The following is a 12,642-nucleotide window of genomic DNA, read 5'->3' as shown; positions in this document are numbered from 1 at the left end:
TATTCTCATGTTCGCTACTGATTATCACTACTCAGTTTGTGAACTGCCACTGTGAAATAACAACAACCGACTAATTCTCTCACCCTAGGTAGGCTGCGTGAAACTAACTGATTTTTTAATTGCTCTATGCATTACCGCAATTTGGGGGGCTAATTTTTCGGTAATAAAACTTGGCCTGATTGCCGCAGACCCGCTTATTTTAGCCGGGATTCGCTTCACGCTCTGCGCCCTACCCGCAGTCCTTTTTATCAAAAAGCCTGATACTTCATGGCGATACATAATAGGTTACGGCCTACTGTTTGGTATCGGTTTATGGGGTATCGTCAATCTGGGTATTAAAGCGGGTGTCTCAGCGGGAATCGCTTCGTTAGTGCTGCAATTCGGCACGTTCTTCACCATGATCCTTGGCGCATTGCTGTTTCGCGAAAAACTCTCAAGATATCAATGTATTGGTATCGCCGTTGCGCTCTTAGGGCTTATCAGTATTATTTTCATCAGTGATGGTTCTGTCACGCCTACTGGCCTGATATTGGTATTGTGCGGTGCAGTGGTATGGGGGCTGGTGAGTATTATAATTAAAAAAGCCAATACCAAACAGGTTTTTGCCTTTCTAGTTTGGTCGAGCCTATTTTCCCCTATCCCACTATTTCTACTGAGCTATTTATTTAATGGCTCCAGCGGTTTTACTGAGTTAGCCACCCAGTTCGATGTAACCACGCTGTTCTCTATTCTATTTCAGGTCTATCCCAATACGCTGTTTGCCTATTGGATTTGGAATTCATTACTGACCAAATACCCGGTTTCCGTTGTCGCGCCATTATCGCTGCTAGTCCCGATTTTTGGCCTGCTAGGTTCCGTGATGATTTTTAGTGAAAGCATTCCCGCCGCGAAAATTGTCGCGATGATACTGATTATCAGTGGGCTGATTATCGGCCTCTACGGTAGGCGGCTTATCGGCTTGCTACAGAGGAAATTCTCAATGGCTCCCTAGTTTTGCTGCCACCCAGTAAAATGGCCTGACTGAAGGTGCTATAGTCAGCTTTTATACTCCGACGAGAGCTATTATGTCCCGCAGCCAGCGTCTGCTTGACCTGATTCAAGTGCTACGCCGCCATCGCTATCCCGTAACAGGTGCTGCGTTGGCGGAGGAACTGGCTATCAGTGTGCGGACACTTTATCGCGATATTGCCACCCTACAACAGCAAGGCGCTGATATTGCAGGCGAACCCGGTCTGGGCTATGTGCTGCGCCCAGGTTTTATGCTGCCGCCCTTGATGTTCTCCGAAGAAGAGATAGAAGCACTGGTATTAGGGTCGCGCTGGGTCAGCCATCGTGGAGATACCCATCTGAGTGCCGCTGCCCGTAATGCTTTGGCGAAAATCGCAGCGGTTTTACCTACAGATTTACGTGACGAATTAGATGCCTCGACACTGCTCATCGGCCCTGTCGGCCATATGCCTGACTGTGAACTGGCGCTACCGGTATTGCGCCGCGCAATCCGTGCCGAGCGCAAAGTGGATATTACCTATCAAGACCTGAAAGGGGCTAACTCATGTCGCCGCATCTGGCCTTTTGCTATCGGTTTTTTTGAACAGGTGCGCGTAGTGGTGGCCTGGTGTGAGCTACGCCAAACCATCCGTAACTTTCGCGCGGATCGAATAAGCGCTATTTCTCTTACGGATCAACGCTATCCTCAGCGCCGACAGCTGTTGCTAAAACAGTGGCGGGAAGCGGAAGGCATCGATGATCAGTCGCTGCTGTCGACACCACCAAAACCGTAGTTTTTTATTGTCACTACAAATCAATAATCACTACTGACAGAAACTGTCAGTATGCCCCGCTAGGATAGAACCCAGTTAAGCGATATTCGGTTAACAAAAAAACTATCCATTTGATTAGATACCTAAAGTATTTGGAATTTCAGGTAGGCCGGTCGAGCACCGATTTGGGCGCTGCAATTTCAAGTACCAAAGGGATAAGGGGAAAAACCATGGCAGATCCGAATTTCATTATTCTTTATGTTGATAGCCCGGCCAACAGCGCGACGTTTTATGGTGACTTGCTGGCAAAGGCACCGGTAGAACTTCACCCAACCTTTGCCATGTTTGCACTGGATTCAGGGGTAATGCTGGGCTTATGGTCAAAACATACGGTTGAACCGGCGGCGACAGCCACGGGCGGTGGCGGTGAAGTGGCTTTTGCTCTGGCCGATAAAGCGGCGGTGCAATCGTTATATAATGACTGGCAACAACGCGGCTTACCTATTTTGCAACAACCATTACAGATGGATTTCGGCTATACCTTTGTGGCTTTAGATCCTGATGGTCATCGTTTGCGGGTTTTTGGTGACTGATTAATAGCCAAGTTATAAATAGCCATCGCGAGAAACGAAGGGGATATACTTTATAGGTATAATTCCTTCGTTTAATACTTCATGTTACTGCCCCTTCCCTGATGTCATATTCATGACGGCTATCACAATCAGCACACTGCGATTTCCCAAGTTGCACAGCACCGTCTAAATTTGAATAAAAAATCTCATCCGACCACTTGCTGCATTCGGCCAGAGCGGCAGAGACATAACAATAACAGTTTGGTGATATTGCGCAGATTTACGTTGCTGCAATATAGCCAGAGTGCACCCGATGGAGACTGCAATGTTAGCTTACCCTCACCTGCTCGCGCCCCTTGATCTTGGCTTTACTACCCTGAAAAATCGCGTATTAATGGGTTCGATGCATACCGGGCTAGAGGAATTACCCGATGGACCTCAACGTTTGGCCGCATTCTATGCTGAGCGGGCCGCCGGTGGTGTCGCCCTGATTGTCACCGGGGGTATCGCCCCCAATAAGCAAGGCGTGGTGTATCAGGGGGCCTCAGTATTAAATGATGCGGCGCAAGTCCCCCATCATCAAATCGTGACGGATGCAGTACATCAGGCGGGCGGTAAGATCGCGCTGCAAATCCTACATGCCGGCCGTTACAGCTATCAGAAACACCCCGTGGCTCCTTCCGCATTGCAAGCGCCGATTAACCCCTTTACCCCACAGGCATTGAGTAGTGATGAAGTACGGCAAACTATTGCCGACTTTGCCAACTGTGCACAGCTTGCCAAACAAGCGGGTTACGATGGTGTCGAGGTGATGGGATCTGAGGGCTATTTGATTAACCAGTTCCTCGCCGCCAGAACTAATCAGCGCGATGATGACTGGGGCGGGGACTTTACTCGCAGAATGCGCTTTGCCGTAGAAATTGTGCGGGCAGTCCGTGAGGCGACCGGAACTGATTTTATACTGATTTACCGCCTTTCGATGCTTGACCTGGTGGAAGAAGGTTCCAGTTGGCAAGAAATTGAACAATTGGCGCAGGCGGTTGAACAGGCCGGTGCCACCCTGATTAATACTGGCATTGGTTGGCATGAAGCACGTATTCCCACTATCGCTACCATGGTGCCACGGGCCGGATTCAGTTGGGTGACGCGCAAATTGATGGGGGCAGTGGCTATTCCGCTGATCACCACTAACCGCATTAATGACCCTGCTGTTGCTGAGCAGGTACTGGTTGATGGTTGCGCGGATATGGTGTCAATGGCGCGCCCGTTCCTCGCTGATGCGGCGTTTGTCCAAAAAGCAGCACAACATCGGGCCGACGAAATTAACACCTGTATCGGCTGCAATCAGGCCTGTCTGGACCAGATTTTCGAAGGCAAACTCACTTCATGCTTAGTCAACCCTCGCGCGTGCCGTGAAAGCGAAATGCCCATACTCCCCACAGAAACACCAAAACGGTTAGCCGTCGTCGGTTCCGGGCCGGCCGGACTGGCTTTCGCCGTTACCGCTGCCAGCCGTGGTCATCAAGTGACGCTATTTGATGCTGCAACAGATATCGGTGGCCAATTCAACATTGCCAAGCAGATCCCAGGTAAGGAAGAATTTTATGAAACGCTGCGCTATTTCCGCCGTCAGTTGGTGCTCCATGGTGTTATTCAGCAGCTAAATACCTCGGTACAGCCACAGCAGTTGGCTGATTTTGATGAAATTATCCTCGCCTGTGGTATCCAGCCACGCCTGCCAGCTATCAAGGGGATTGAGCATCCGAAAGTCCTTACTTATCTGGATGTATTGCGCGATAAAAAACCGGTCGGTGAGCGCGTGGCCATTATTGGTGCGGGGGGAATTGGTTTTGATACCGCCGAATACCTCAGCCAATCCGGTGATTCCAGCAGTCTGGACAGTGCTGCATTCAGTCGCGAATGGGGCATCGATCAACATTTGGCACATAGTGGCGGATTATCCCCGACGGGGTCCAAAGTGCATCCGTCACCTCGACAGATTTTCTTGTTACAACGGAAAACCAGTAAAGTGGGTGAAGGCTTGGGTAAAACCACCGGTTGGATCCACCGTACCAGCCTGGCGATGCGTGGGGTGAAAATGCTTAACAGTGTGAGTTACGACAGCATTGATGATGAAGGTTTGCATATCACCCGTGCAGAACAGGCGAGCTGTTTACCCGTCGATACCATCATTATCTGTGCGGGCCAGGAACCGCGTAGGGAATTACATCAGCCCTTGCTGGATATGGGAAAAACCGTGCATTTGATTGGTGGCGCGGATATCGCCGCTGAGCTGGATGCACGCCGGGCAATTGATCAAGGGACGCGTCTGGCGCTGGTTATATAAGCAGGAATAAGCAAAACAGGGGGTGGCATGACCCCCCTGCGGCTTCAAGCAGGGAATACCCAAAGTAAGTGGAGTCGCAGGTAGGCAGCAAGTGAACAAACCCCGATGAGCTTACATAAGTAAGTGATTCGAGTGAGTGAACATAGCTAACACCCCTGCGGCTTCAAGTACGAAGGGTATTTAGAAATCGCTATACGACATATCAAGACTGCCGCTACCACCACCCTCGGAACGGGATGATGCCGTTTTCACTGCTTTCAGCACCATAAATTTCTGGTTTGAATCTAATGTTTCGCAGTTACCGAACAAACGTTTAAGTTTGTGGAAATAGTCCAGATGGCGATTACCCACAATCATCAGTTCCCCCCCCACCTTCAGACAACGTTTAGCATCACAGAACATCTGCCAGGCCACATGGTCACTGACCGCATGCTGTTGGTGGAACGGAGGGTTACATAGCACCAGTTGCAGGCTCTCACGCTCAACACCGGCCAAACCATGGCTTACCATGAATTCACAGCGTGGTAAGTCTTGTGGGCGGTTATAGGTGATATTCAGCTCACTGGATGCAACGGCCATATAGGACTCATCGACAAACAGCATTTCTGCCAATGGATTTTGTTCCAATGCAATTAAACCGACGACACCATTACCACAACCCAGATCCGCGATTTTGCCCGCCACATCATACGGCAGGATCTCCATAAAGAAGCGCGCACCGATATCCAAATTATTGCGAGAGAAAACGTTAGCATGGTTATGGATGACATATTCGGTATTCGCCAGCGGCCAATCGGTGGTTTCCGGCGCATCTGCCAGTGGAATATCTGCCAGTGGAATATCTGCCACTTCGCAGTGAATCAGGCGGGATTTCTTCCACGCCAGCGTGGTTTTGGTCGGGCCAAGAATTTTTTCGAACAATTGCAAAGTTGAATTATGCACATCGCGGGATTTCGCCCCAGCAATAATCACCGTATCTGGGGCTACGACCAGGCGCAATGCGCGTAATTGCTGCTCCAACAGCGCCAAAGCTTTAGGGATCTTAATCACCACCAGCTTAGGAGCGGCGGGTAACGCATCAATACTGCTTAATAGGGTAACGGCATTTTCATCTAACTGATTTAACTGCACGTTATGCGTCGTCGCCAACTGGCTCATATAAGAGTCACTGACACTGAATGGACGATAAGCATGTAAAGCGCAGGCCAGCGTTCCAAACTGATCATTAAATACCAGCACCGGGCGGCCATCAATTTGGCTTAAGTCAATGTTTTGTAGCAGATATTCATCTGCTGCTTCCCACGCCTGTAGGGTATTGGAATTTTCTTGTGGTGGAAAACGCTCAAGCTCAAGGCTTTGCGTTCCCAGTAAGAGTTGGCTCATCACCGCTCCTGAATAATAAATTTGGGCTGTTTATCCCCTAAAACGGGCGATCAGTAAAATGTTTTTTTGCTTAAATGACATTTTAGCAAGGCCAAAGCTAGCTAAAAGGCAGAAATGCCAGAGGCATGACCTGATAAGCAATCTGACCAATAGCTCAACATAGCTTAATCAATGGCGTATTTTACCCTGATACCAATCATTACCAAAGCTTACTTTCATGTTAACTCATTATCAAATGACTCAAATTCTTTTGGCTCAATATAAAATACCCAACCAGACGAACTTAAACAGTTTATTAATTATATATTATTATTTATTCACATAACAAATTAAATAATTAATATATCATTATTTAATTAAATCGCATCAAAAATTATATTTATTTTAACCAAATTCAAATGCAACACATTGAGAGGAAACCAATGTTTGTCGTTGGAAAATAATATATCTCGTCATTGATAAATTTTTAACATTAATTACCAGGAAGGTAAATAAAAAATGTATATGTCAAATATTACTCAGCCCGATAGTGGCAAAGAAACACTGCAACCTACTGACGCCCATTTATCACCTTATCGTATAACGCCTTGTGCTAAAGCTATTGGCGCTCTGTTATTAGTATTGGGTAGCACAACTGCCTGGGCTGATAGTAAAGATAGTTTACTCGATGAAGTAGGTGCTGTATTTACTGAAGCCAGCGATCTCTTCCAGGCGATAAAACCCGTTGCTGCTAAAGTGCTCTCCCCAGAGCCTATTGCTCAAAAACAACAGCAGCTACAAGAGAGAAAAAAACCGAAAGCAGGCATCAATATCCCACGAGCGGATATCGTAGACAATATAGCTAAATCAACACTTGTCATTGGCCACAATCCGCAAGCCGGTAGCTATCTTGCCAACCAAATGGCTGCACAACAGATGTTTATTACTGACGACCTACAGCATCGCCAAGGAGAAACTCCCTACATTGACCCAATGACGGGCGAGCAAAAAGTTACCGGCATGTGGTTAAACACCAATGGGGCGATAACCCGCTTTAGCTCCGGTCAGGACCAACTCCACACCAAAGGCACCCGCTATTCAACTCAATTAGGGGGCGAAATAAGCCAATGGAGCAGCGGTGAACATGATCTAGGAATTCTGGGAATAACTGCCGGTATCGGTAAAGCCAGCAGTCGTAGCAATTCCACCACATCTCAGCATCAAGCTAATGGGTCTGTAGTTGGCTATAACTTAGGGTTATATAGCGTCTGGCATGCCAACAACATCAGTCAACTTGGGCCTTATATTGGTTTACTTGCACAATACGGAATGTTTAATAATCAGGTTAAGGCACCAGAAGTCGTCACCGGTGCGAATTATAAGTCTTATATATTCACCTCGGCGTTAGAAACAGGTTACAAAATTCAATTAATCGAAAAAGAGAAGGCTAAGTTATTTGTACAACCGCAGGCGAAAGTATTGTTGCAACGTAGCAGTGGGCTGCAACATAAAGAACTCACCGGGCCACAGATAAAGATAGAAGAGCACAATACGGTTACGACCAAATTAGGATTACTTACAACGCTAGAACTTGGCACTGATACTTTATCTACTACTAACACCTTAAAAATCAAACCGTTCATTGAAACTAATTGGATAAATAGCAACGGGAATAAAGGGCTATTACTGGATGATGCCCATATTACACCGCAAGGAATTAACAACATTGCTGAGTTGAAACTAGGTGTTGAGGGCAAGTTCAATAACAACCTTAAGCTATGGAGCCACCTTGGTCAGCAGTTAGGTAAGCACAATTACTCAGATACCCAAGCGACTTTGGGTATCAATTACCAATTTTAAATTAGTTAGATACTAATTTCTTAACGAAAAACCAGTACCAGCAAAGTGTAACGTGATGCTGGTACTGATACTTTTTATTTAAGTCATTAGATTTGGCCCAACTGCACAATAGGATTTTGTCTAAACGATGGGAAAACGTTATTATCGGCCCATATCAGCCATCAATTGATTGACTAACTTAGCCAGAGCAAATACATATGCAGGAACTGACTTATCTGCAAGGTTATTCCGAAAACTTACAGTCTCAGGTACGCCAACTCATCACCGAGCAGCGTCTGGGGAATGTATTACGTCAGCGCTATCCACAATCCCATGATTACAATACGGATAAGATGTTGTATCAATACACGGTTGATTTAAAAAACCAGTATCTACGCAACGCTCAGCCGTTAAGTAAAGTGGCCTACGACAGTAAAATTCAGGTGATGAAGCATGCTCTCGGCCTGCATACCGCAATTTCCAGGGTGCAAGGTGGCAAATTGAAAGCAAAAGCAGAGATTCGGGTCGCCACTGTGTTTAAAAACGCGCCAGAAGCCTTCCTAAAAATGATAGTGGTTCATGAATTGGCGCATTTGAAAGAGAAAGATCACAACAAAGCATTCTATAGTTTGTGCTGCCATATGGAGCCGCAATATCATCAGTTAGAGTTTGACACTCGCCTCTATCTGACTCATTTGGATCTGTTTGGTGCGATTTATTAGTATTTGATTTACAAAGCCATACCGAATAGATTTCAAGGGGCAGACAGGCGGCAAGCAAGTGAACATAGCGCCCCCTGTAACGTCAAGTACGAAGGGAATTCGCCAAGAAAATCTCCCTGTGGGTGTAACCATCTGGCGGTTCAACGTGTTTTTCTTCTGTAGTAACGGAGTTCACTATGATTCGCTTCGCTGTTATTGGCACTAATTGGATCACCGCACGCTTTGTTGATGCCGCCCACGAAAGTGGCAAGATGAAACTGGTTGCCGTTTACTCCCGTAAGCTGGAACAGGCCCAAGAGTTTGGCGATGATTACAACGTTACTGACTGCTTTGATAATCTGGAAGCCTTGGCGACGAGTGACCAGATTGATGCGGTGTATATTGCCAGCCCGAACTCCCTACATTATCCCCAGGCAAGATTGTTCCTCAGCCATAAAAAACACGTTATTTGCGAGAAATCGCTGGCATCAAATCTGGCTGAAGTCGAAGCGCTGGTTGCCTGTGCCCGCGAACATCAGGTCGTGCTATTTGAAGCTTTTAAAACTGCCTATCTGCCTAACTTTATTCAGTTAAAGCAGGCACTGCCCAAGGTGGGAAAATTACGTAAAGTCACCATTAACTTCTGCCAATATTCATCACGTTACCAGCGCTACCTGAACGGCGAAAATCCCAACACCTTTAACCCGGCCTTTTCTAATGGCTCAATCATGGATATTGGTTACTACTGTTTGGCTAGCGCACTGGCATTATGGGGCGAGCCGAAATCAGTACTGGCCAGCGCCAGTTTGCTCCCCAGTGGGGTCGATGCCCACGGCACCGTCTGTATGAATTATGGCGATTTTGATGTGGTTCTCATCCATTCAAAAGTCAGCCAATCAGATATCCCCAGTGAAATTCAGGGGGAGGATGGTTCGCTGATTATTGAAAGTATCTCTGAATGTCTGTCTATCGCCTTTACCCCAAGAGGGGGCCATTCGGTGGATCTGACGCTGCCACAGCATATTAATACTATGCTGTATGAAGCTGAGGTTTTTGCCAATTTGGTGGAAAATGCGCAGGTAGAACACGCTGGTTTGCAGTTGTCGTTGCTCACCTCGCGTATTCAAACAGATATTCGCCGCCAGACTGGGGTTATTTTCCCAGCCGATACCCAGCCACCGGCTGTAAGTTAATTTACTTTCAATGATTGACCAGCAGCCCATTTTCCATTATTTTTGCGCGGCAAAGGGGAGTAACTTCATTGCCGGTCAGCCGTCATTACGGTGCGAAAGCACCCGGTTACCGGGCAACCTCATTATGTACTAGCACCTATGGGTGTTGTTACATTATCGGTGTTGTAAGTGAGACCTTGCCGGAAGGCGAGGTTTGCTTGCAGCTCAGACATAGCGGCTAGCGTCTTCCGACGTTGGCCGTTTTTGTTTTTAAGAGGTTTATGAATGATGAATACCGTGGGTACTCCCTTATTGTGGGGTGGTTTTGCTGTTATCGTGACGATTATGCTTGCCATCGATTTACTCCTACAGGGGCGTCGTGGTGCACAAACCATGACACTGCGTCAGGCTGCCTGCTGGTCTCTAGTGTGGATTAGTTTGTCTTTACTGTTTAATGCTGGTTTTTGGTGGTATCTGGCCGAAACAGTGGGGCGTGATATCGCCGACAAGCAAGCACTTGCCTTCCTGACTGGCTATCTGATCGAGAAAGCACTCGCCGTAGATAACGTCTTCGTTTGGTTAATGCTGTTTAGCTATTTTGCTGTTCCTGCCAATTTGCAGCGCCGGGTACTGATTTACGGTGTGCTGGGTGCGATTGTACTGCGTACTATTATGATCTTCGCCGGCAGTTGGCTGGTGTCGCAATTCAGTTGGATCCTGTATCTGTTTGGTGCTTTCCTGCTGTTTACCGGTATCAAAATGGCATTGGCAAAAGAAGACGATACTCCCATCGGTGAGAAACCACTGGTTCGCTGGATTCGTAATCACTTACGCATGACGGATGAGTTACATGGCGACCGCTTTACTGTGCGTAAAAATGGCCTGCTCTATGCAACACCACTAGTGCTGGTATTAATTCTGGTTGAGCTAAGTGATGTGATTTTTGCCGTTGACAGCATCCCAGCTATCTTCGCGGTGACCACCGATCCCTTTATTGTGTTGACCTCTAATCTGTTCGCTATTTTAGGTCTGCGTGCCATGTATTTCTTACTCGCAAACGTGGCCGAACGCTTCTCAATGTTGAAGTATGGTTTATCCGTCATTCTGGTGTTTATCGGTATCAAAATGATGATTATTGACCTGTTCCATATCCCTATTGGCATTTCATTAGGTGTGGTAGCCGGTATTCTGGCACTGACATTGTTAATTAATGTCTGGGTAAATCATCGTGCAGACCGCCGTTTAGCAGCAGATAAGACTATCCACAAGTAAGCTGCCTGACGCTACAATCTATTATGCGGGGGAGTAATAACCCCGCATTTATCCCGTATATTTCGCCACTCACCAAATGTTATTACGATCACATAAATGTAAACGAAATGTTATGCAATATTGATCCGTATTGGATTTTGCTGATTGTCTTTTTCCTCGCCAATAGATTCCCTTATACTGTCAAAGCAAACACACCCAGTTACAAATAATATTAAGTTACAGGTGTGAACATAAGCGCTCAGTCCCGTTCCGGTTTGAGTGCTAAATGGGTAAAAAAATAAAACAAGTTTAACTTGGGAAGAGGCATCACTGGAAAACTATGGAAAAGACACCATCTGGATTTATCGGGTTTATCGCCCGTGGTAGTTTAGTTAAACAAATACTGGTCGGTTTGGTGGCGGGTATCATTTTGGCCGTGGTCTCTACCCCTGCAGCTACAGCCGTTGGTCTGCTCGGTACATTATTCGTTGGTGCATTGAAAGCTGTTGCACCGATATTGGTTTTGATGCTGGTCATGGCCTCCATTGCCAACCATAAACAGGGGCAAAAAACCAGTATCCGCCCTATTCTGTTTTTGTATCTATTGGGTACCTTTTCAGCCGCATTGATTGCTGTGGTGGTTAGCTTTATGTTCCCATCCACCCTTATTCTGGCGACCAATACTGCTGAAATCACCCCTCCCGGTGGGATTGTAGAAGTACTGAAAGGCTTGCTGAACAGCATAATTGCTAACCCGATTCATGCGCTGCTCAATGCCAACTATATCGGCATTCTGGCCTGGGCCGTGGGCTTGGGTATTGCCTTGCGTCATGCTGCGGATACCACTAAAGCCTTAATTAATGATATGTCTGATGCGGTGACCAAAGTGGTACGAGTGGTTATCCGTTTTGCGCCGCTGGGTATTTTTGGCTTGGTTGCCTCCACCATGGCAGAAACGGGTTTTGGCGTGTTACTGGGTTACGCACAGCTACTCATCGTATTAATTGGCTGTATGTTACTGGTGGCATTAGTAATAAACCCACTGATTGTGTATTGGAAAATTCGCCGTAACCCATATCCACTGGTCTTTGCCTGCTTGCGTGAAAGTGGTGTAACCGCCTTCTTTACCCGCAGTTCAGCGGCTAACATTCCCGTAAATATGGAAATGTGTAAGAAGATGAACCTGAATGAAGACACTTACTCAGTCTCCATTCCATTGGGTGCCACCATTAACATGGCCGGCGCGGCAATTACTATCACCGTGCTGACACTGGCGGCGGTACATACGCTGGGTATTCCGGTTGATTTACCCACAGCGCTGTTGCTGAGTGTAGTGGCTGCGGTCTGTGCCTGTGGTGCATCCGGGGTTGCCGGTGGCTCGCTGTTGCTGATCCCATTGGCTTGCGGCATGTTTGGTATTCCAAACGAAATAGCAATGCAAGTGGTCGCAGTTGGTTTCATTATCGGTGTGTTACAGGATTCAGCCGAAACCGCCCTGAACTCCTCCACCGATGTGCTGTTCACTGCCGCAGCCTGCCAGGCAGACGATGCCAGATTGGCTAATCCAGATCCACTGGCGAACCGTAAAAGCATCTGAATCAGGATAGTGTCATAACCCGTGGGGGCGATTACAGCCCC

General features: G+C 47.1%; 10 protein-coding genes. 9 read left to right on the top strand and 1 reads right to left on the bottom strand.

Going from position 1 to position 12,642, the window contains the following annotated elements:
* The first annotated feature begins 97 nt into the window (after positions 1–97).
* The 4 genes from A6J66_019735 (at position 98) to fadH (ending at position 4,679) form a co-directional block, all read left to right on the top strand.
* Positions 98–991 carry a hypothetical protein gene (locus A6J66_019735; protein ID PNM26199.1) on the top strand — a complete coding sequence of 298 codons (894 nt, stop codon included), beginning with the start codon at positions 98–100 and terminating at the stop codon, positions 989–991.
* A 73-nt stretch (positions 992–1,064) separates the two neighbouring features.
* Complete coding sequence (locus A6J66_019730) at positions 1,065–1,781, top strand: YafY family transcriptional regulator (GenBank protein ID PNM26198.1); 717 nt, start codon at positions 1,065–1,067, stop codon at positions 1,779–1,781.
* Positions 1,782–1,990: 209 nt separating this feature from the next.
* The gene (locus tag A6J66_019725; GenBank protein PNM26197.1) at positions 1,991–2,353 is read left to right on the top strand and encodes an extradiol dioxygenase; all 363 of its coding nucleotides are present in this window, start codon (positions 1,991–1,993) and stop codon (positions 2,351–2,353) included.
* A gap of 304 nt (positions 2,354–2,657) precedes the next feature.
* The gene (gene fadH, locus A6J66_019720; GenBank protein PNM26196.1) at positions 2,658–4,679 is read left to right on the top strand and encodes an NADPH-dependent 2,4-dienoyl-CoA reductase; all 2,022 of its coding nucleotides are present in this window, start codon (positions 2,658–2,660) and stop codon (positions 4,677–4,679) included.
* 180 nt (positions 4,680–4,859) lie between these two features.
* Here the strand turns inward: fadH and A6J66_019715 are convergent, their stop codons facing one another.
* Positions 4,860–6,062: a 23S rRNA (guanine(1835)-N(2))-methyltransferase RlmG gene (locus A6J66_019715; GenBank protein ID PNM26195.1), complete on the bottom strand. Its 1,203-nt coding sequence runs from the start codon at positions 6,060–6,062 to the stop codon at positions 4,860–4,862.
* Between the two features lie 498 nt (positions 6,063–6,560).
* Here A6J66_019715 and A6J66_019710 point away from each other — a divergent pair, with 498 nt between their 5' ends.
* The 5 genes from A6J66_019710 to A6J66_019690 all read left to right on the top strand — a co-directional run bounded on the left by A6J66_019710 (position 6,561) and on the right by A6J66_019690 (position 12,601).
* Positions 6,561–7,901 carry an autotransporter outer membrane beta-barrel domain-containing protein gene (locus A6J66_019710; GenBank protein PNM26194.1) on the top strand — a complete coding sequence of 447 codons (1,341 nt, stop codon included), beginning with the start codon at positions 6,561–6,563 and terminating at the stop codon, positions 7,899–7,901.
* A gap of 197 nt (positions 7,902–8,098) precedes the next feature.
* Positions 8,099–8,602: a M48 family peptidase gene (locus A6J66_019705; GenBank protein PNM26193.1), complete on the top strand. Its 504-nt coding sequence runs from the start codon at positions 8,099–8,101 to the stop codon at positions 8,600–8,602.
* A 176-nt stretch (positions 8,603–8,778) separates the two neighbouring features.
* Positions 8,779–9,774 (top strand): gfo/Idh/MocA family oxidoreductase, encoded by a 996-nt coding sequence (locus A6J66_019700; GenBank protein PNM26192.1) that lies wholly within the window; start codon positions 8,779–8,781, stop codon positions 9,772–9,774.
* Positions 9,775–10,038: 264 nt separating this feature from the next.
* Positions 10,039–11,025, top strand: coding sequence for a TerC family protein (locus A6J66_019695; protein ID PNM26191.1), 987 nt, complete (start codon positions 10,039–10,041; stop codon positions 11,023–11,025).
* 319 nt (positions 11,026–11,344) lie between these two features.
* Positions 11,345–12,601 (top strand): serine/threonine transporter SstT, encoded by a 1,257-nt coding sequence (locus A6J66_019690; GenBank protein PNM26190.1) that lies wholly within the window; start codon positions 11,345–11,347, stop codon positions 12,599–12,601.
* Positions 12,602–12,642 lie beyond the last annotated feature (41 nt).

This window comes from Yersinia enterocolitica (genome assembly GCA_002082245.2).
Classification (GTDB): domain Bacteria; phylum Pseudomonadota; class Gammaproteobacteria; order Enterobacterales; family Enterobacteriaceae; genus Yersinia; species Yersinia enterocolitica_E.
The sequence above is the reverse complement of the archived record's forward strand: the minus strand, read 5'-3'. Positions and strand labels throughout refer to the sequence as shown.

What these genes read in the sequence shown, in the direction of transcription:
- A6J66_019725 (PNM26197.1), top strand. Translation starts at nt 1,991, where the DNA reads ATGGCAGATCCGAATTTCATTATTCTTTATGTTGATAGCCCGGCCAAC.
- A6J66_019730 (PNM26198.1), top strand. Translation starts at nt 1,065, where the DNA reads ATGTCCCGCAGCCAGCGTCTGCTTGACCTGATTCAAGTGCTACGCCGC.
- A6J66_019695 (PNM26191.1), top strand. Translation starts at nt 10,039, where the DNA reads ATGATGAATACCGTGGGTACTCCCTTATTGTGGGGTGGTTTTGCTGTT.
- A6J66_019705 (PNM26193.1), top strand. Translation starts at nt 8,099, where the DNA reads ATGCAGGAACTGACTTATCTGCAAGGTTATTCCGAAAACTTACAGTCT.
- A6J66_019700 (PNM26192.1), top strand. Translation starts at nt 8,779, where the DNA reads ATGATTCGCTTCGCTGTTATTGGCACTAATTGGATCACCGCACGCTTT.
- A6J66_019710 (PNM26194.1), top strand. Translation starts at nt 6,561, where the DNA reads ATGTATATGTCAAATATTACTCAGCCCGATAGTGGCAAAGAAACACTG.
- fadH (PNM26196.1), top strand. Translation starts at nt 2,658, where the DNA reads ATGTTAGCTTACCCTCACCTGCTCGCGCCCCTTGATCTTGGCTTTACT.
- A6J66_019715 (PNM26195.1), bottom strand. Translation starts at nt 6,062, where the DNA reads ATGAGCCAACTCTTACTGGGAACGCAAAGCCTTGAGCTTGAGCGTTTT.
- A6J66_019690 (PNM26190.1), top strand. Translation starts at nt 11,345, where the DNA reads ATGGAAAAGACACCATCTGGATTTATCGGGTTTATCGCCCGTGGTAGT.